The sequence below is a fragment of the Streptomyces sp. NPDC059534 genome (assembly GCF_042743475.1).
In the GTDB taxonomy this organism is placed as follows: domain Bacteria; phylum Actinomycetota; class Actinomycetes; order Streptomycetales; family Streptomycetaceae; genus Streptomyces.
The window spans coordinates 1-20,197 of sequence record NZ_JBHWAQ010000001.1 but is presented as its reverse complement, the minus strand read 5'-3'; the positions used below and the strand labels follow the sequence as shown (position 1 = coordinate 20,197).

The 20,197-nt window shown below is 72.7% G+C and carries 10 protein-coding genes; 6 read left to right on the top strand and 4 right to left on the bottom strand.

Annotated features, from left to right (window positions below; all coding sequences use genetic code 11):
- Positions 1-37: 37 nt before the first annotated feature.
- From ACFVZH_RS00050 to ACFVZH_RS00035, 4 genes are read right to left on the bottom strand one after another with little or no spacing between them, the layout of a single operon-like run.
- Positions 38-9,319, bottom strand: coding sequence for a neuraminidase-like domain-containing protein (locus ACFVZH_RS00050; RefSeq protein ID WP_384890596.1), 9,282 nt, complete (start codon positions 9,317-9,319; stop codon positions 38-40).
- 28 nt (positions 9,320-9,347) lie between these two features.
- The gene (locus ACFVZH_RS00045; RefSeq protein WP_384890593.1) at positions 9,348-10,493 is read right to left on the bottom strand and encodes a Kelch repeat-containing protein; all 1,146 of its coding nucleotides are present in this window, start codon (positions 10,491-10,493) and stop codon (positions 9,348-9,350) included.
- Positions 10,490-11,722, bottom strand: a complete 1,233-nt coding sequence (locus ACFVZH_RS00040) for a Kelch repeat-containing protein (RefSeq protein ID WP_384890590.1) — start codon at positions 11,720-11,722, stop codon at positions 10,490-10,492. Before ACFVZH_RS00040 ends, ACFVZH_RS00045 begins: the two co-directional genes overlap by 4 nt.
- 39 nt (positions 11,723-11,761) lie before the next feature.
- Complete coding sequence (locus ACFVZH_RS00035) at positions 11,762-13,048, bottom strand: Kelch repeat-containing protein (RefSeq protein ID WP_384890588.1); 1,287 nt, start codon at positions 13,046-13,048, stop codon at positions 11,762-11,764.
- A 266-nt stretch (positions 13,049-13,314) separates the two neighbouring features.
- Between ACFVZH_RS00035 and ACFVZH_RS00030 the strand changes: the two genes are divergently transcribed.
- The 6 genes from ACFVZH_RS00030 (at position 13,315) to ACFVZH_RS00005 (ending at position 20,051) form a co-directional block, all read left to right on the top strand.
- Entirely contained in the window at positions 13,315-14,418 is a 1,104-nt protein-coding gene (locus tag ACFVZH_RS00030) for a PP2C family protein-serine/threonine phosphatase (RefSeq protein WP_384890585.1), read from the top strand.
- 192 nt (positions 14,419-14,610) lie between these two features.
- Complete coding sequence (locus ACFVZH_RS00025; protein ID WP_384890582.1) at positions 14,611-15,249, top strand: hypothetical protein; 639 nt, start codon at positions 14,611-14,613, stop codon at positions 15,247-15,249.
- A gap of 111 nt (positions 15,250-15,360) precedes the next feature.
- Positions 15,361-15,585: a ferredoxin gene (locus ACFVZH_RS00020; protein WP_125743231.1), complete on the top strand. Its 225-nt coding sequence runs from the start codon at positions 15,361-15,363 to the stop codon at positions 15,583-15,585.
- Complete coding sequence (locus tag ACFVZH_RS00015) at positions 15,542-16,966, top strand: NAD(P)/FAD-dependent oxidoreductase (protein WP_384890580.1); 1,425 nt, start codon at positions 15,542-15,544, stop codon at positions 16,964-16,966. Before ACFVZH_RS00020 ends, ACFVZH_RS00015 begins: the two co-directional genes overlap by 44 nt.
- A gap of 24 nt (positions 16,967-16,990) precedes the next feature.
- A complete protein-coding gene (locus ACFVZH_RS00010) occupies positions 16,991-18,226 on the top strand; it encodes a cytochrome P450 (protein ID WP_384890577.1) in 1,236 nt (411 codons plus the stop codon).
- A gap of 148 nt (positions 18,227-18,374) precedes the next feature.
- Positions 18,375-20,051 (top strand): right-handed parallel beta-helix repeat-containing protein, encoded by a 1,677-nt coding sequence (locus ACFVZH_RS00005; RefSeq protein ID WP_384890574.1) that lies wholly within the window; start codon positions 18,375-18,377, stop codon positions 20,049-20,051.
- Positions 20,052-20,197: the final 146 nt, after the last annotated feature.

Below are 20,197 nucleotides of genomic sequence, written 5' to 3'. Positions count from 1 at the left end.
GGGCCGCGCCCGAGGCGCGGCCCCCGTTCGCGGTGTTTCACGCCACCCGCGTCACCTCGTACTGCCACACCAGCACCAGGTCCACCACCGCGTCCGGATTCAGCCCGCCGTCCTTCCGCAGGCGCGGGTCGAGGCCCTGGACCGGAACGGTGAGCAGCCAGTCCTCGTCGTGCTCGGCGACCTGCCCCTCGACGTCGAAGCGGGCCCGTGGCTGGTCCTTCAGCTGCGGGTCGGCGGTGAGGGTGGCCGGGATCCCGTCGTCCCCAGGAGGGGCCAGGGTCAGCGTCAGGTCGCCGGCCCCGGTCCCGTAACAGTCCACGTACCGCTTCGATCCGTCGGGGGCGAGATCCGTCGAGAGCACGAGGACGACCTGCGGGCCGCCGATGCTGATGCCGTCGTCGGAGAACAGTCGCGGGAACCAGCGCTTGGACACCGGGAACCGCAGTGTCGGGCTGGTACCGCTCACGAAGCGGTACCACTGGTCGCCGAGCTCGCGCCGCGCGCTGTAGGCACGCAGCAGGCCCTTGCCGCCGTGCGCGTGGAGCCAGCCGTTCAGGCCGTCGCGGAGCTCGAACACGGCCCGGTCGGCGAAGTCGGCACCCCCGTCACGCGCCGTGTACCGCAGGTGCATGACGACGTCGGCGATCGACTCGTAGTCGAACTGCCGGAACTCCTGCGGCAGACTCAGCCGCCACTCGCTGATCACGCCCGCCCCCTCGAACGGCAGGAAGCGCTCGTCGCGCAGACTCGTCTCGAAGAGCCCGCTGTCGTCCTGGCCGGTGCTGGTCACCACCGACTGGACCGGCCCCGTGTAGTCCCGGAAGCGGGCGTCCGGCGTCTGCCGCGCATAGCGGTTGCCCGGCAGCCGGGTGTCCGTCCGCACACTGCTCCGCAGGAGCGTGGCGGTCAGGTTCACGCCGGTGTACGGGCCGCCGACGCACGGCACGGTGAAGCTCACCGTCTTGAGCCGCCGCAGGTAGTGCCCCGGCGTGTCCAGGTCGAACAGGACCTCCGGCAGGGACACGTAGCAGCTGCCGGTCTCCTTGAGAGACAGGAGCGCGGTCGGGTCGAGCTGGGCGAGCGACACGGTCTTCGCCAGCTCGAACTCGCGGGCGTTGTCGGCGAGATACGCGGCGTCGAGCCGGTTCAGGTCGCTCGCGAGCCGCTCGCCCGCGAGGAGGCCCTTGCGGAGGGTGTCCCAGTGGCCGAACCGCACGAGGGGCGGGCCGTCGGCTCCCAGTTCGTAGCGCATCGCCTGCTCGGCCCGCTTCGCCGTGTCGTACGCGAGCTGGTACGCCTGGAAGTACGACGTGGACAACTGACCAACCATCCAGTCGTACAGCTCCTGGCCGGTGTACTTGTCGTGCAGGAAGCGGTCCGCCTCCCGGGTGTGGGCGGCCTGGAGATCGTGATCGGCGAGCTCCCGTCGGGCGATCTCGTGGCGTACGACCGCAGCATCGATCTGGGCGTCGTAGTTCGCGATCTCCGAATCGGCCTGGCCCTTCTGGAAGTCCCACTCCTCCGAGCGTCGCTCGTAGCCGGCCAGCGTCGCCGCCAGCGAGGCCCCGGAGTGGAAGGTGCCGGCGATCTGCGACAGCGAGCCGGACAGGCCCTTGAGCGCCTCGCCGAGGTTGGTGCCGCCCCAGGTCGCGCCGATCGTCGTCGGCGAACCGAGCTTGAACTCCGGAAGCATCCGCATGACGCTCACCGTCATGTCGATGACCGCCGCGATCGACTGGGTGCCGATGCCCAGGCCGCTGAGGACCTCGTGCACCTTCTCGCCGGCGTTCATCTTCCGGCGCGACGCGTAGTAGTCCTGCCTGTTCGTCGCCCCGGCGCGCGCCTGCCGCAGCCCCGCCACCGCGTGGGCCGCCTCGGTGACCTGGGCCAGTCGTACCTCCCGCACCGCGTCGAGCAGGGCGGTCTCATGGCTGGAGCGCAGCCGGGCGAGCGCCTCCGCGTCCCGCTTCTCCAGCGCGGAGAGCAGCAGCGCACCGAAGGACTTGACCTCGGAGGTGTACTCCCTGGCCTTCGCGACCACCGTGGTGAAGCGGTAGTGGGGGAGCGGCCCGCCCAGGTCCTCCGACACGGACGCCGGATCGGCCCCCGCCGCCACGGCGCCGACGAGCAGCGCGGGGTCGATCGGGGCGCCGAACAGCTCGAACGCGCGTTGCACGCCCTCGATGTCCTGGCAGTGCCGGATCTTGTACAGACGGTCCTCGACCGTGTCCCAGTAGCCGAGCAGCTTGTCGTTGGGCGGAATGCGGAAGTACGTCAGCCAGCCGAGGCCCAGTCCGGGCGAGATCCTCGTCGGGGGCGGCTCCGCCCCTCCCGCCGGGATCAGGTGCTCGGCCGCCGTCACCGGATCCGGCGCCACCGCGTCGCGAGCGCGCAGTTCGGCGTAGCTGAGCGGCGCGGGCTCGTTCGGCGGCGGTACGGACACGGGCCGCGTCCCGAGGAGCTCGGCGGCGAGCAGATACATCTGGGTCGCCTGGTTGACCGACTCCAGGGTGCCCTCGCGGAAGAGGCTGTCGCCCCAGGAGATCAGATTGTCCAGGTACCGCATCACGACCGACTTCTGGTAGGCGGTCGTTCGGAACTTGGCGACCACGTCGGGCTGGAACGGATGCGCCAGCCACTCCTCGACCCGGCGCCGCTCGCCCGTGTCGCCCTCGGCGAGGCGCTTGAGGATGTCCTCGATCCGCTGCCGCTGGTAGTCCTGCTGCAGGTGGAAGGGCTTGGTGATCCAGTAGCGTCCGGGCGAGGCGCCGCCGGACCGCGAGGTCGGGTCGAAGATCGTGTGGAACCACTGCTGCGCCTCGGCGAAGCGCTGGTTGGCACTGAGCCGCTGCGCCATGAGGAGCGGGATGTGGAAGAACAGCTCCCAGTTGTAGTCGGCGTAGGTGCCCTCCGGCGTGAAGTCCACCTCGCTCTCCGAGGGGTACTCCGGTGACACCAGATCGGTCGGGCCGTAGTCGCGGAAGTCGAACAGCTCCCACTGCGCGCCCGGGTCGAGCTGGACCGACCGGTCGAGCAGGGCCCGCGTGCCGTCGCGGTTGAGCAGGCTCAGGAAGAGGTCGACGTGCGGGTGGTACATCGGCGTGAAGCGGAGCAGTGTCCGGCCGGCGGGCCGCAGGTCCGGCGCGATGTGGTAGCTGCGCGCACCGTCGGTGAAGGTGGCCGAGTCATAGAGCCAGCCTTCGGGAGAGGCGAAGTCGACCGGCATCTGCAGCCGGAACAGGGCCGGTCCGTGGGGGTTCTCCAGGATCAGTTTGCTGCCGTGGAATTGGAACAGTTCCGGGAGGTGGACCTTCGGCCGGGAGCCGGGGGGAGCATTGGGGTCGAGGCGTTCGACGAACTCGTTGTTGATGTTCTGGGTGTCGGTCGGCCAGATGAAGAGCTGCCCCCGGGCCGCGGCCTCGGGAGTCTCGTCCTCGCACCAGATGTGGGGGTCGACGGCGACCGAACCCGGGCGGAGGCCGAACCGGAACGCGCCGGAGATCACTCCGCCCCGCGGGCGGCCGTAGGGGTTGTCGTGCAGGTTGTACACGCTCCACACCGTCAGCTCGCCGCCCGGCCCGCGCTGGGGGTAGAACCGGTAGCGGCCGGTGGTCAGGAACGGGTCCGCCTCGGCCGCGAGCTGCTGTTCCTGGCTCAGCGGCTTCCCGCCCCGGAACGTGTCGAGCGACTGCGTGATCCGCTTCGGCAGCCAGTTGCCGTTCGCGTACTGGGTCCAGTTGAGCTGCGTCTTCCAGTAGACCTGGGGCTGCTCGATCGCCGAGCCCTTCACCATCGGATCCGGGAGCCTCCTGATCGCCTGCGGATCACCCGACTTCACGAACGTCGGCCACATCACCTGCAGCCGCTTGTTCCACACGAAGGGCACCAGGGCCGGGGTGTCGACGTCGAGGTCCATCTTCTCCCACGGTGTCCACGTGGTCCGGTTCCTCGTCCAGCGGCGGTAGTGGAAGATCCGGGGCGCGGACTCGGTGCACGCGAACAGGTGCACCACCTCCACTCCGGTCGAGAGGTCGTGGACGATGCCGCAGGGTTGCAGCCGGGCCACCGAGTCGAGTCGGTCGACGTAGTTGCGGTAGACCTCCCCCATGTTGTCGCCGACCACCTCCTTCTGCATCAGCTCGTTGTGCAGAGTGGTGAAGAACGGGGAGGCGCCGGCCCGCAGATCGGGCTGGAAGTAGTTCTCCGGGTACAGGAAGACCTTCTGGTTGGCCTCCCACAGCCGGTAGCGCTTCATCCACTCCCACTGCTCCCAGGTCTCGTCGTCACCGGGTCGCACCCGTGGCTCCAGACCGAGCAGCACCCGCTGGACGAACAGCTGGACCGTGTTGATCGCCTGGGCCGTCCGGGTGGTCAGCCGGCAGCCGCCCATCTCCACGTCGAGCAGGAAGTGGTCGTAGAGGCCGTTGACGTCCTTCCAGTACGGGAATCCGACGCTGGTGGTCAGCGGGTTCGCGACGAGATAGGACACGAGCGCGGCCCGTTGCCGCTCGCGCAGCGCGTCCGCGACGGGGACGGCGGCGGTCAGCCAGTCCTCGGGCGCGAACCGCGCCTTCGCGGCCATCATCGTCGACTGGACGATGTCCATCGCGAGTTGCGAAGGGATCCAGGCGCCGGCCCGTGCCGCCGACACCCCCAGGCGGCGCAGCAGCGAGACGCCCGCCCGCAGCTTGCCGAGGCCCCGTTCGTCCCCGAGCTCGCCGGGCAGGGCGATCCCCAGCATGTCGGCGGTGCACAGCACCTCGATGTCGTCGCGGTTCCACCCGGTCCGCTCGCTCAGGGTGTCGAAGACGCGGTAGCCGGACGCCTCCGGCCCGCGGCCGGCGGCGAGGACGGCTCCGAGCGTGCCCGAGCCGCCCGGCAGGGTGCCGCGCAGGGCGAGCAGATCGAGCAGCCGCACGAACGGCCGGTACAGCGGCGAGGCGCCCTCGACGCGGGCAGGCGGCAGCGTCGCGAGATCGAGCCAGCCGGCCCCCGTCGCGTACCCGATCACCCAGGGCAGCTCCTCGCCCGTGACCCGCAGCCGCGACAAGGCCAGTGCGACCCGGTACAGCAGGGAAAGCGCGGTGAACTGGGCGGGGAAGCCCGTGCGGGTGACGGCCACCGCCGGGTCGCTGCCGACGAACGCGGGGTCGAGGAAGTCGAGGACCAGCGGACCCGGTACGGACAGGGCGCGCAGCCACGTCCCGAGCAACGCGTCCGCCGAGGCCGCGTCGAGACCGGCCGCCTGGCCGAGCTGGAGCTTCACGGTCGTCTCGCCGATCCGCCGGCGCAGCTCCGGCAGCAGGACCGACAGGACGAGCCGGAAGCGGTCGGCCGGTGCCTGAGGCCCGTCGAAGAGGCTGTCGGCGTGCGACCTGTCCAGGAACGTGTTCCCGTCCTCGACCGGTTCGTTCTGCGCACCCTGCAGCAGGTGCACCGCCCGCTGGAAGTCGCCGTCCCCGCTCGCGTCCGCCAGGGCCTCGATCTCCTGCTGACTGCGGTGACCGACGGAGCACAGCGTCCGCGCCGAAGGATCGTGGAACACCTTTCCGACGAGTTCGGGCGGCAACACGAGATCGGCGGGCATGGCGGTCAGCGGCGTCCGGTAGACCGGGATCCGGTAGGCGTTCATCTGGGTGGCCACGAAGTCCCGGGGGCCCGCGAACAGCTTCCGTACGTAGATCCCCCACAGCTCGCCGGAGCCCAGGCCGTACATGCGGTCCCGCTGGGCGAGCGTCATCGGACCGGTGAACCGGAGCATGCCCTGCCCGTTCGGACCGGGGTCGAAGCGCACCGGAAGGTCCGCGGGATACGGACGGGAACCGACGTCGTCGGGCACCGGCACGGAGTACACGGCGGTGCCCAGCAGGGTGGTCACGGCCTGCTCCACCCGGGTCGGTTCCCATCCGAGCAACGAGAGTTGACGTCCCGTCAGCGTGCCCTTGTCGTCCGTGGCCTGCGCCGTCTGCTCGTGCACCGCCCGCAGGGCCGCACGCAGGCCGGTCAGCACCGAGCCGAGCGCGGTGTCCGACGGCACGGTCGAGCCCTCGGGGCCGGTCGTCGCGGTCAGCACGGCGTCGGTCTCGGCCACGGTCGGTCCGCCGGCCAGGATCGCCTGCACCTCGTCGGCGAACCGGCCCGTCTCCGCGAGCGAGGCGCGCACCGAGGCGGCGGAGTCCCCGGTAGGCGGCGGCTCGCCCACCGCGCCCCCGGAGCCCGCCGACGACTCCCGGCGTCCCGGGTCCTCGACCGGTGAGGGACTCAGCCGTACGGGGCGGCCGGCGGGCAGCTCCGTCTCGCCGCCCGGTGCCCACCCGGCACCGGGCGCCGGCCGGTCGGGCCGCAGCGGACTGCCGCCACGCAGCTCGAAGAGCCGGAGCAGGTCCGCGACCGGCAGTCGGACGGCGCGGGCCAGGGTCACCGTGCGCACCAGGGCGGAGACGTTGGCGAGCGTCAGGCGCGTGTCCGCGACGACGGCGCGGGGTCCGCCGACGAGCGTGGTCAGCTCCGCGTCCGTGATCTCCAGGCTCCCGAGCAGGGCGGCCGACACCGGATAGGACCGAAGGTCACCCGTGGCCTCGACCTCCGTGCGGGAGGGATTCAGCGTGAACGGGTTGCGGGCGCCCGGCAGGGCGGCGACCACCGTGTCGTCGAGGAACAGGCGGTCGTAGAGGGAGGGGTCGTCGCCCGTGCGGTACAGATGGGTGTCCAGCGGTCCGTACAGGCACAGCAGCCGCTCGACGGGTAGGCCGAGCCGGTCGGACAGGCGCCGTACGGCGACCACGCAGGACAGTGTCGCGACGGTCAGCTCGCCCGGAGTGCAGGTGGCGATGACCCGGTCGAGCCGGTGCGCCGGCCAGTCGAGCACCCTGCGCAGCCGCTCGAAGCGGTGCAGCCGGTCGAGGGTGTCCGCGGTGACACCGTTGATCCGCAACAGCGCCGTGTCGCACGGATGGTCCGGGTCGGTCGGCTCGATCGCCAGCGTGCGGTCCGGGTCGACGAAGCGGGTGTCGAGCACCGACTCCAGTTCCGGATAGTCCAGTTGGGCGGTGTCGAGCATGGCCCGCACCGTCGACACGGAGTCGAGGAGCTGGGGCGTCTGCATGCCGAAGGGCCTGCCGTAGAACGCGGCCAGCGTCCGGGTCGGCCCGGTGGACTCGCCGGTGATCGTCCGCAGGCCGGCCAGGGTGATGCCCAGGCTCTCCGTGACCACCTCGACGGAGTCCGCGCCGGCCGGGTGCAGCGTGGCCATCAGCTCCTCGCGCCGCACTCCGAGCAACCCGAGGTAGCTGCGGGCGCGGTCGGCCCAGAGGTCGTACGGCAGCGTCCACGGATACGGGGCGTCGGCCAGCCAGCTGTAGGCGCTGTGATTGGTCCACTGCGGCTGGATCCGCAGATGCGCCGAGTCGCCGCTGCTCTGCCGCAGAGTGTCCCCGGTGGCGGGGTCCTGGATGATCGCGTTCTCCAGCACCTCGTTGACGAGGTCGACGTACGGCAGGGTGAGACGGGTGTTGTCGCAGCTGAGCTTCACGTGCCACAGGTCCGGCCGCCGGGCGTACAGCGTGTCCGCCATCGGGCTCTCGCCCAGCTCGCCCATCGAGCCGGAACTGGGCGCCCGCTTCAGGAAGTACAGCAGGTCCACCAGGTAGGCGGGCTGGCTGTAGAGCGTGCGGCACTCCTTGCAGGCGCACTGGTCCGCGGAGCCGAACAGCTCCCCCCAGTCCGGGACCAGATCGGTGTGCGCCTCCACCCGGGGCAGCCACGGCACCTCGAACTGCCCGGCGGTCCGCAGGTCCGCCACCAGGTTCACGGCCGCGGCGTGCACCCGCAGCGCCCGCGTGTGCACCGCGTGCGCCTCCTCCTCGCCCAGGTGATCCGCCATCCGTGCCGCGAACGTGTCCCGGGCCACGGCCGCGATGGCCGCCGAGGAGGAGAACCCCTCGCCCCGCAGCGCCCGCATCGCGTCGAAGCGCGGGGCGACCCGGTACACCCGCTGGATGGCCGCCAGTTCGGGCCGGGCCTCCTCGTCGGGGACGCTGCGGGCGTCGACGGGCGTGCTCACCAGGTCGAAGTCCGGGTTCGCGGCGAGGAAGCGGGCGGCGGGGGCGCTGTCCTGCGCCGGGGCGGCGGCGAGCCGATGGGCCACGTACGCGGTCGGGTACGTCCGCTCGACGCGGGAGCGCAGCTCGTCGGCGTACTCCCCCGGGGAGAAGACCGGCGGGCTCGCGTGGGGCGGGCCGCCCGCCTCCGCGACGAGGCCCTCCCAGTGCCCGTCGAGCCGGACGAGCTCGCGCGGATGGGCGAGCTCCCCGCTGTCGAAGCGGTCCAGGAGCGCGCCCACCAGTTCGGGGTGCCCGTCGGCCACCCGATGCAACTCCAGTGCGAGGAGCAGACGTTCGGTCGTGGCGGACGGGGCGTCGACGGCGGCGAGTGCCTCGTGGGGCGTGCCCTCCCGCCCGTCGTGGTCGACGTGGGCGGAGAAGAGACGCTGCCGAACCTCCGGGTCCGCGACCGTCATCGTGAAGAGGCGGGCGAGGGCGGGCGGCCGCGTCCCGGTGTCGAAACCGTCGCCGCCCCCCGCGACCGTGCGGGCCCTCGCGGAGCCCTCGGGGTTCCCGGGGTTCCCGGAGTTCTCGGAGTTCCCGGCACCGAGCTGGCGGGCGCGGACGGCGGAGACGAGCTCCTCGGCGCCGTCCGCCGAGTCGATCACGCGGGTCTCCACGGCCGTCGTGAGCGCGTCCCGTACGTCATGCGCACGGTGCAGGGCGAGCTCGCCGAGGTCGTCCGGCAGGCCCCGGCGCAGCAGACCGTAGAACAGATCCGCCGGCTGCCCGGTGGCGGCCGCGTGCCGGGCGGCCCGGGCGGCGAGGCGTACGCGGGCCGGGTCGGCGTCGACGGTACGGCCCAGGAACCCCGCCTCCTCGGGCGTGAGTTCGGCGGGATCGGTGCCGTCGAGCAGGGGTGTCACCGCAGCGATCAGCCGCGCGTACTCGCTGCGCGTGTCCGCGGGCAGGCTGACGTCCAGGATCCTCCCGGAGTCGGGCGCCGGGCACGAGACTTCGGCCGACCTGCCGTCGGGGGACGACACCCGCACGACCAGACCGGCCGGCCCGGCCGGCGCCTCGTACTCCAGCCGATAGTGCCCGTCGCTCCCCGTCCGGGTCTCGCCCAGCCGGCTCGTGGACCGCAGCCGTCGGGAGACGAGCTCGACCAGGGTCCCGGCGGCCGCCGGCCGACCGCCGTCGCTGACGGTGCCGGTGACGAGGCGGAGCACCGGTGACGGGGCGGAGTCGGGCGGGCCGGTGGTCGCTTCGGTCATGGCGGAACTCCTCTGTGCGGTGGGGGGACTACGTGGTGAACAGCTCGCTGGTGCGGGTGAGCCGGAGGTACGAGCCCGAGGGCGTGGCGGGTCCGGTCCGCACCGCCCCGCCGGCGACCAGGACCCGGCCGTCGGCGAGGGCGACCGAGGCGAAGTCGACCCGCCCCACAGCCATCCCCGGCTCCGCCGACCAGGTCCCGAAGCGCGGGTCGTAGCGGGCGGCGCTGCGGTAACCGGCCTCTCCGAGCGCGTCGTTGGTGCCGCCGACGACCAGCACCTCGCCGGTGGGCAGGCGCACGGCCTGGTGCAGCGCCCGGCCGCACGGCATGTCCGCCTCCCGGCTCCAGGAACCGGTCGCGGGGTCGTAGCGTTCGGCGGTGGCCCGGCTGTACGGGTCAGGACGCCCCTGCGCGCCGCCGTCGGGGTCGCCGCCGCCGGTGACGAGCACCGTCCCGTCGGCCAGGGCCGTCAGCCGGTGTCCCGTACGGGCCGCGACGAAGCCGCCCGTGGGCGTCCAGCGGCCGGTGGCGGGGTCGTACCGCTCGCAGTACGCGAGTCCCGCACCGCCCCGCCAGTCGCGGCGGGTCGCCGCCCAGCCGCCCGCGACGAGCACCGCGCCATCGGGCAGGGCCACGGCCGGGTGGAAGGAGCGGGCATCGAGCATCGGGGCGGTCGGGCTCCAGTGCCCCGACTCGGGGTCGAAGACCTCGGCCGAGGCGAGGGAGCGCTCGCTGTCGGGGGAGCGGGCCGCGGTGCCCCCGGCCACGAGCACCCGGCCGTCCGGCAGCAGGGTCGCGGAGTGCCCGCAGCGTTCCTGTCCCATCCGCCCGCCGTCCGACCAGCTCCGCTCGTCCGGGTCGTACACCTCGGCGCTGTCCAGCGCCCGTACCGGGTAGCCCGCCGCCCCTCCGCTGCCGCCGACCACGAGCACGCGCCCGTCGGCGAGCAGGGTGGTCGAGTGCATCCGGCGGGCCTCCCGGAGCGGCGCCGCCCCGGTCCACGCCCCGGAGCGCGGGTCGAAGAGCGCGGTCCCGTCCTGGGCCTTCAGCCGGTCGTCGCCGCCGCCTGCGATCAGGACACGCCCGTCCGTGAGCTGAACGGCGGAGCTCGCTGCCCCGAACAGGTTCCGCTCCCACGGCAGTTCGCCGGCCGCTGCCCACCGTCCCCGGATCATGGCGTGAACACCTCCGCGAGGCCGGCCGGGACGGGCTCGCCACTCCTGGGGGCGGCCGCGTCCGCGCGGGAGACGCCGCCGGCCGCGAGCACCCGCCCGTCACCGAGCACCGTCGCCCCGAACGCCCAGCGGCCGGTGAGCATGGGACCCGCCGGCTCCCACTGCCGGGCACCGTCCCGCCGGCGCAGCGTGCTCGCGAACCCCGTGTGCAGACAGGTGCCTTCGGTGCCGCCGAAGACCAGCACCCCGTCCGTGGTCGGCACCGCCCGGTGGTAAGAGCGCCCCCACGGCAGTGGCGGCCCCGGTCGCCACACGCCTGTAGCGACGTCGTAGACCTCCGTGCTCGCCAGGCTGTACGGGTGGAAGCGGGCGTCGTCGGCGGCACGGCCGGATTCACCGCCGATGGCGAGCACGGAACCGTCGGGCAGCGGCACGGCCTGGTGCAGGGCGCGGGCCGTGCTCAGCGACCCGGTCGGCTGCCACGTGCCGCTCCCCGGGTCGTACACCTCGCACAGGCCGAGCGCCGGGTCGCCGCCGTACCGGGTGGTACCGACCATGCCGCCCACGGCGAGGACGCGGCCGCCGGGCAGCGGCACGGCCATGTGGTCCCAGCGGGCCACGGTCATGGCGCCCGTCGGCTCCCAGCTCTCGTGCGCCGGGTCGAAGATCTCGGCGTCGGCGAGGGTGAGCATGCCGTGGCGCGCACGGGGCCGCTGCCCGCCCGCCACCAGCACCCGTCCGTCGCCGAGCAGGGTCGCAGAGTGTCCGTTGCGGGCCTTGGTCATCTCCGTCGTGGCCCGCCAGGTCCCACTGTCGGGGTCGAACAACTCGGCGTGGGCGAACGACGGCTGCGGATACGCCTGCCGGCCGGGCACCCCGCCGGCGGCCAGCGCGCGGCCGTCGCCGAGCGCCGTGAGCGAGTGCAGGCGCCGGTCCCGGACCAGGGAACCGGTCACCGTCCACGTGCCGGGGCCGGGGTCGAACACGCAGGAGTCGGCCAGGGCGAGCAGCAGCGGCCCCGCGCCGCCCGCCGCGAGGGCGCGGCCGTCCTTGAGGGTGACGGGCCCCTCGTACTGTCCGTGCCAGTACACCAGGGGAACCGGCAGCTCCCCGGCAGCCGTCCAGCCGCCCCCGGCGGCCCGTGCGGGCGCGGAGTGCCCGGCCGGGCCCGACGGCATCCCCCTCGTACCCGCCGTCGCCCCCGCTCCGCCGGCCGATAGGTCGCGCATTCCATTCCTTTCGCACCGTTGACCGGTGGGGGACGCCGGTCAGGGCGTGTAGGTCTCGGTGGTGGCGGTGACCTGGTCCTCGCTCGGCACAGGGGCCGCCGCGCCGGAGTGCGTGAGACCGCCCAGGACCAGGACCCGGCCGTCGTTCAGCGCGACGGCGGCCGGAGCCCAGCGACCTTCGGTCATCGGGAGCTCGTCGGACCAGGCACGGGCCCCGGGGTCGTACAGGACGGCGTTCTGGTAGCCGACGGCGAGCGAGGAGTCGTCGGTGCCGCCGAGTACCAGCACGGCACCGGACGTGAGCCGCACCGCCCGGTGGTGGCTGCGGCCCCAGGGCATGTCGGCGTCGGCGCTCCAGGTGCCCGCGTCCGGGTCGTAGCGCTCGGTGGTCCACTGGCTGTACGGGTCGTAGGCCCAGTCCTCGTCCCGGAACCCCCGCATGTCCCCGCCCGTGACGAGTACGCCGCCGCCGATGAGCAGCGTGGCCTGGTGGCCCTTGCGTGCCGTGGCCAGGGTGCCGGTGGGCGACCAGGTCGAATCGGAGGGGTGGAACAGCTCGCAGTGGCCGAGCGCCGCGTAGCTGCCCCGCCCGACGGCGAGCGCCCCGCCGACGAGGAGCACCCGGCCGTCGTCGAGCCGCACCGTCGGCTGCCCGAACCGGGCGTCCGTCATCGGCGCGCGCACCGGCGTCCAGCGCCGGTTGTCGGGGTCGTACAACTCGGCCGACCGCAGGGTGCGCAGCGAGTGGTCGTCGCGGGCCGTGCAGCCGCCCGCGACGAGCAGGCGGCCGTCCTTCAGGGCGGTCGCGGAATGCGAGAAGCGCCCCTCGGAGAGCCCCTCCACAGGGACCCAGCCGCCGCTCCCGGGGTCGTACAGCTCGGCCGTGGCGAGGCCGGCCGCGGGCGATCCGGGGCCCGCGCCGATACCGCCCACCGCCAGGATCTGACCGTTCTCGAGGCGGGTCAGCGTGTGCAGGCGGCGGGCCTGCCGGAGCGGGGGCGTGGACGTCCAGACACCGGTGGAGGGGGTGAGGAGCGCGCTGAGGTCGGTCGGCAGCCGGCGCCCGTCCTCGCCGCCCGCGATCAGCACGCCGTCGGCGCCGAACAGGGCCGCCGCCCCGTCCGGCTGAGCCCAGAACCCCGCGTACGGCAGGTCCGGAGCCGACCGCCAGACGCCTGGGGTGACCCCTGCCGCGGCCGTGGCGTGCGGCGCGCCTCGCAGCGGGCCACGGGCCCGCGGCGGGCGCATCGGTTCCCACACCATGCCGCACCTCATCTCGTCGCGGGGGTACTCCCCGGGGAGTTCGGCGCGGACACATGACGTCATCCGTGCGGAGTAGGAAGAAACGATCAACCTGGCCGAGGGGTGTCGTCCGGTCGCGGAGGAGCGGGCCGCACAGGGTGCGCACCGCGAGCGGGGTGCCGAAGTCGAGGCCATGCCGAGAACACAAATCTGCACCAGCCACCCACACCCATCACGGTCAGTGACCGGGTGCGAGGCCAGGCCGCGGGGCCACGTGGCCCACGGAGACGGATCCGGGCGGATCCCGGCCGTGGAGTGCGCGGCGCACTCCGGCATAGGAGCCTGGTGGTGTGGTGAAGCCAAGGAAGGCGGCGACCGGCGCACACCGGCGGAGCTGGCTGCGCGGGGCACCGCCGCCCCGCTGGGTGCGGGCCCTGCCCGTGCTGCTGCTCGTCGGGGTCGGAGCGGCCTCCCTCACCGACTCCGTTCCGCTGGACATCGGCTTCCTGCTCGGCGCGGTGCCTCCGTTGGCCGTCCTGGCCTACGGACCGCTGGCCACGGCCTTCCTCGGCGCCGCGACGATCCTGCTGCTGACCGTTCCCGTCTTCCATCTGAACCAGCCCGGCAACACCGACCTCTTCACCCTCGGCTTCGTCGCGACCCTGAGCGTCTTCGTCTCCTTCGTCCGCGGGCGCCGGGACGAGCAGCTCGACCTGGAACGTACCGTCGCCGAGACGGCCCAGCGGGCCATCGTCCCGGCCGTTCAGCGGCGGGTCGGGCCCGTGCGCTGCGCGAGCCTGTACCGCGCCGCCGAGCGCGGCACGCTGGTGGGAGGCGACTTCTTCGACGTCCGGCCCGGCCCCCACGGAGTGCGCGCGGTCCTCGGCGACGTGCAGGGGCACGGTCTGTCGGCCGTCGCCACGGTCGCCTCCGTCATGGGCGCGTTCCGCGAGGCCGCGCTGGACGATGTGGACCCGGAGTCGATCGCGGCGCGGCTGGACCGCAGGCTCGTGGTCGACTCGGCGCGGACGGAGCACGCGGAACTCTTCGCCACGGCCGTCGTCCTGGACTTCGCGCCGCACGGGCGGGAGGTCCGTGTCCTCGCCTGCGGCCACCCGCCGCCGGTCCTGCTGCGCGGCGGCGCCGTGAGCACCCTGGAACTCGACGCCGGACCGCCCCTGGGACTGGGCCTCGCCGACGTCATGCCCGGAACCGCCGCCACGGTGTCGCTGCTGCCCGGGGACCGGCTGCTCCTGGCGTCGGACGGTGTCCTGGAGACACGGGACGCCTCCGGTGCCTTCTACCCCTTCGTCGAGCGTCTGGCTCGTATGACCGGTGTCGGCCTGGACCAGCTGCCCGACGAGATCTGGGCCGACCTGAGTCGCTTCGCCCCCAAGATCCAGGACGACGTCACCCTCCTCATCCTCACCTTGGACACCTCCGGGCCGGGCTGACGGGAGACGGGACACAGCCCCGGCGCCGCGACCGACCGGCACGGAGCCGCGGCACCGGGCCGCGTCACCTCGCCCGGCCCTGCCATGGCCTGTACGGCGCACAGAGCTGTGCCTCTCGGGTGATTCCGGTGGCGCGAGTCCCGCGATCACGGGTGTCTGGACGAAGGAAGTGCCGGCAGAAAGCGGGAGAGCATGGAGCGGAAGCACAAGCGCCTCGCGACGCCCTGGGCCGCAGGAGTGGCAGGGGTCGTGTTCGCGATCCTGACGGCCACGGCGATCGTCCTGGTACGCGTCGCCCTGCCGAACGGCGTCGACGGGGCCGAAGCGACCGTCAACGCAGGGCAGCGGAGCGCCGTGCGGACGGCGGTGGAGCTGATCCCGTTCGCCGGGATCGCGTTCCTGTGGTTCATGGGCGCCCTGCGCGAGCAGGTGGGCGAGCGCGAGGACAAGTTCGTCTCCACGGTGTTCCTGGGCAGCGGTCTCGTCTTCGTCGCCACGCTGTTCGGCGCCGCCGCGGCGGCCTCGAGCGTGCTCGACGAGGGTGGACAGGGCTCTTCCTTCGGCCGCGATGTCGCTTACGCCCTGCTGACCACCTACGCCATGCGGATGGCAGCGGTCTTCGTCATCACGACCTCGACCATCGGCCATCGGCTCGGCGTCCACCCGCGCCCGCTCACCGCCGTCGGCTATCTGGCGGGCCTGACGCTGCTCGTGGTGGGAGGGAACGTGCCCTGGTCGGAGCTGGTCTTCCCGGCCTGGGTGCTCGTTCTCAGCCTGAACACCCTGTGGGGGCGGCATTCCGCCGCGTCACGGCCCGCGGCCTCGACCTGATCGGGCCGCACCGCTCACTCGATCGGTCCGCTCCCCGTCGCTGTGGCCCTCCCGGCAGACGAGAGTGGGCGCAGGGGGCTTACCGAGCCATTGGAGAGGACCGATCCCGTGGTGAGCATTGCCGTCGATCTGAATCGCTGCCAGGGGTACGCGCAGTGCGCGTTCCTCGCTCCCGAGATCTTCACCATGCACGGCGACGAGGCGCTGCTGTACAACCCGGACGCCGACGAGGCACAGCGCGAGAAGCTGGCCCAGGCCGCCGCGGCCTGCCCCGTGCAGGCCATCCTCGTCGATGCCGTGGACGAGCCGGCCGAGGCGGTGCCCGGTGCTCGGTGACGGAGTCCTGGAGCAGCTCAAACGCGAGGGCCGCATCGTCGTCGTCGGCGCCTCGCTGGCAGGCTTGCGGGCCGCCGAGACCCTGCGTGCCAAGGGCTTCGCGGGGTCACTGACCATGATCGGCGACGAGCCGTACGAACCGTACGACCGGCCCCCGCTGTCCAAGGGGGTGCTGCTGGGCAGGGCGCGCGCCGACCGCACCGCGCTGCCCCGGCTCCGATCCGTCGACGCGACCTGGCGGCTCGGCGTTCCCGCCACCGGCCTGGACATGGCCGCGAGGAGGGTGCGGCTGGCCGACGGCGACGAGGTGCCGTACGACCGGCTGCTGATCGCCACCGGTGTCCGGGCGCGGCCGTGGCCGCGCGAGGACGAGGCGGAACTCGACGGCGTCTTCGTGCTGCGGACCCGCGACGAGGGCGCCGCGCTCGCCCGGCGGCTCGACGAGGGACCCAAACGGGTCCTCGTCATCGGGGGAGGGTTCGCCGGCTCGGAGGTCGCCTCCGCCTGCCGCGAACGCGGCCTCCCCGTCACCGTCGCCGAACGAGGCGCCGCGCCCCTGGTCGGCGCACTCGGCGGGGTGGTCGCCGCGGTGGCCGCCGGCCTCCAGCGCGAGCACGGTGTGGACCTGCGGTGCGGGGTCATGGTGACCGCTCTGGAGGGCGACGCCTCGGGACGCGTACGCGCCGCGCACCTCTCCGACGGCTCCACCGTGGAGACCGACGTGGTGGTCGTCTCGCTCGGCGCCCTCCGCAACACCGAGTGGCTGTACGGCTCCGGGCTCGGCGCCGGGCCCCGCGGCATCGCCTGCGATGCCGGCTGCCGGGCCTTCGACATCCGCGGAATCGTCACCGACGACATCTACGCCGCGGGCGACGTCGCCCGCTGCCCCCATCCCCTGTTCGGGTACCAGTTCCTGTCACTGGAGCACTGGGGCAACGCCGTCGCCCAGGCCGGGATCGCGGCGCACAACATGCTCAGCGAGAGCACCGACCGACTGCCGCACATGGACGTGCCGGCCTTCTGGTCCTCCCAGTTCGGCGTCAACATCAAGTCGGTCGGAGTGCCGTCGATGGCGACGGAGATCCTGATCTCGCAGGGCTCACTGGACAGCCGCCGGTTCGTCGGCGTCTACGGATACCAGGGGCGCATCATCGGTGCCGTCTCCTTCGACCACGGCCGGTGGCTGCCGTTCTACCAGGAACTCATCGAGCGCACCGCGCCGTTCCCGCCGCAGTTCCCCACGGTCGACCGGCACGCGGACGGACAACGGCCGATGGACGCGGACTTCCCCGACCCGTCGGTCCCCAGCCACGGCCCCACCGTGACCCTCAGCGGATACTCGCCGGCCGACCGCCGGATGACGTTCACCCCCGCGCACTGACCCGCACGGCCACAAGGACCTGACATGACGCAAACCCTGCTGCACCAGATCCTGGACTACGCCAACCGGGCCGACCCGTACCCGATCTACGAAGAGCTACGGAAGACACCGGTCCACCACGAGGCCGACGGGCCGTACGTGATCAGCACCTACTACGAGATCCGCAGCCTGCTGCACGATCCCCGGATCAGCTCGGACGCCCGCAACCTGGCGTCCGGCAGCGCCGACCCGCTGGCGGAGCCGGCCTCCGAGGAGAGCGCCCTGCCGCCGGGCTTCCTACGGCTCGACCCGCCGGAACACGACCGGATGCGACGCATGACGAACCGGCACTTCGGCCCGCCGCACTCCCCCCACCGGGTCGACGGAATGCGCTCGGAGCTCCACGACATCGTCGCCGGCCTCATCGACGGCATCGGCGACCCGGGCCGGATCGACCTGGTGGAGGAGTTCTCCTACCCGTTCCCGGTGACGGTGATCTGCAGGCTGCTCGGAGTGCCGCGCGAGGACGAGGCACGCTTCCACACCTGGGCGGACACCCTCGCCGCCAGCCTGGACCCCGACCCGGACGCCGATCCCGCCGAGCACGGCAAGGGCGCGCACGAGGCCCGGATGCAGTTGGGAATGTATCTGGCCGGCCTGATCGAGGAGCGCCGCAAGAACCCCGGGGACGACATGCTCTCCCAGCTGGCGACGGCCAAGGGCCAGGACGGCCCGATGACCACGATGGAACTGCTCAGTACCGCGGCTCTGCTCCTGATCGCGGGGCACGAGACCACGGTCAACCTCATCAGCAACGGAGTGCTGACCCTGCTGCGCAATCCCGACGTCCTGCAGCGCCTGCGGTCCGAACCGCGACTGGCCGTGCCCATCGTCGAGGAACTGCTCCGCTTCGAGCCGCCGGTGCAGCTGCTGCCGCAGCGCACCACGCTCGCCGACATCGAGGTCCGCGGCGTCACCATCCCCAAGGGCTCCACCCTCTGGCTGGTCCTGGCGTCCGGCAACCGCGACCCGCAGCGCTTCGAGAACCCGGACCGCTTCGACCCGGACCGCCCGGACGTCCAGCACCTCGGCCTGGGCAGCGGCATCCACAGCTGCTTCGGCGCACCGCTCGCTCGATTGGAAGCCCAACTCGCCCTGTCGGAACTGGCCCGGAGACTGGAGAATCCACGCCTGCTCGACGACCCGCCCCAGTACCGCCAGAACGCCGTACTGCGCGGGCCGCGCCACCTGCGGATCGCCTGCGACGGGATCCGGCCGTAGTACAGCTCCTGGTGGTACCCCTGAAGGCGTGGCGCGCCACACGTGACTCGGATGCCGCACCTTCGTCGGCGTTTCGTATGCCCCTTTTCTGGCAGTCTGCTACTTCATATGCCTGATAGGGCACTGGAACGTCCCCCAGGGGGTGCGGGTGAACGCGGTGAAGCGGAACCGGACGACGAGGGCCGCGGCGGGAGTCTCGGCCGTGGTGCTCCTGCTGCTCACGGGGTGCGACGTGCCGGGGGTCTACCGGCCCGCCCGCCCAGCGAGCGGCGGTCCGTTCACCTTCTACGTGAGTCCGGACGGCGACGACGAGAACGACGGCATGTCGCCGGAGAAGCCCTGGCGGACCCTCGACCACGCGAACACCGCGAACTTCCGGCCCGGTGACAGGCTCCGGCTCAAGGGCGGCGAACGGTTCCGCGGCACCGTCACCCTGGAGGAGGGCGAGGCGGGCAGCGCGGCGCGGCCGGTGGTGATCGAGTCGTACGGCACGGGCCGGGCGACGATTGCGCCCCGCGGCACCTCCGGCATCACCGTGCACGACACCGCGGGCGTGGAGATCAGGAACATCGCGCTGGTCGGCGACCGCAAGGCGCTGCGCGAAGGGGTCGGGATCGCCTTCCGTGCCACCCGCCCCGGGGCGCGGAGGCTCGCCCACGTCAGGATCGCGAACGTGGAGGCGCGCGGCTTCCAGAACGGGATCAGCGTCGGCGCGGAGGACGACGCCGTCGCGGGCTACAGCGACGTGCGCATCAGCGATGTCTCCGTGCACCACAACCTGGAGGCCGGACTCGTCTTCTACGGGCCGGAGTTCGAGGCGGACAGCCCGGTCTACGCGCACTCCGGCCTGCGGATCGAGCGGGTCACGGCGGCCTCCAACACCGGCGACCCGGGCAGTGACGGGCGCAACACCGGAAGCGGCATCGCCCTCGGCAGCGTCCGGGACGCGAAGGTGCTGCGCTCGGTGGCCCACGACAACGGCGCGCGCTCCGCGGCCGACGCCGAAGAGGGGCCCGAGGGCATCTGGGTGTACGACTCCACCGGCGTGGTCCTGGCGAACAACCGCTCCTACCGCAACCGGACCGGATCCCGGGTGGACGGCGGCGGTTTCGGCCTCGACAACAACGTGTCCCACTCGGTCATGCAGTACAACCTCGCCTACGGCAACGACGGGCCGGGATTCCTCGTCTACTCCGGACAGGCGACCGGCGCCCACCAGGACAACGTCGTCCGTTTCAACATGAGCTGGGACGACGCGCGCAAGCTCCCCGAGTACGGCGGCATCGTCGCCTACGGCACCCGCATGAAGAACCTGGACATCTACAACAACACGGTCGTGATGCGGACGCGGGATCTTGCCACTGCGGAGAAGGCGGGAATCCGGCCCCCGGCTCTGCGGCTGCGCGACGGCATGACCGGCGTGAGTGTCCACGGCAACATCCTCGCCACCGACGGGGGTCCCCTGGTCGAGGCCGAGTCGTCGTACCTCCCCGGCACGCACCAGTTGCGGGGCAACGTCTACCACAGCACGGGCCCCTGGTCGCTGGACTGGGGGAGCCGGCGCTTCACCGACCTCGCCGAGTGGCGTACCGCCTCCGGACAGGAGCTCCTCGACGGTGAGCCGACCGGTACCGGCGACGATCCGTGCCTGCGCGCTCTGACCGTACCCGTCACCGACCCGGCCGGGGCCGAGAACCTGGTGCCCAGCTGCGAGGACGAGGTGTCCGTGAGCATGGGCCCGCAGGCATCGGGCGTCGACGCGGGCCCCGTCGACTACTTCGGCAACCGGCTCCCGGAGGCCCTGCGGCCCGGCGCCGTGCAGTAGGACACCGCCCACTGGGCCGGACATCGATGCGAGGGGAGCCGGCGCACGCCGGCTCCCCTCGATCTTCCCGGCACATTCCCACGCGACCGGCCTCGGCGACCGGACGTGCCATGACGCCGCCCCGCCCGCCCGGTCCAGGACCGGGC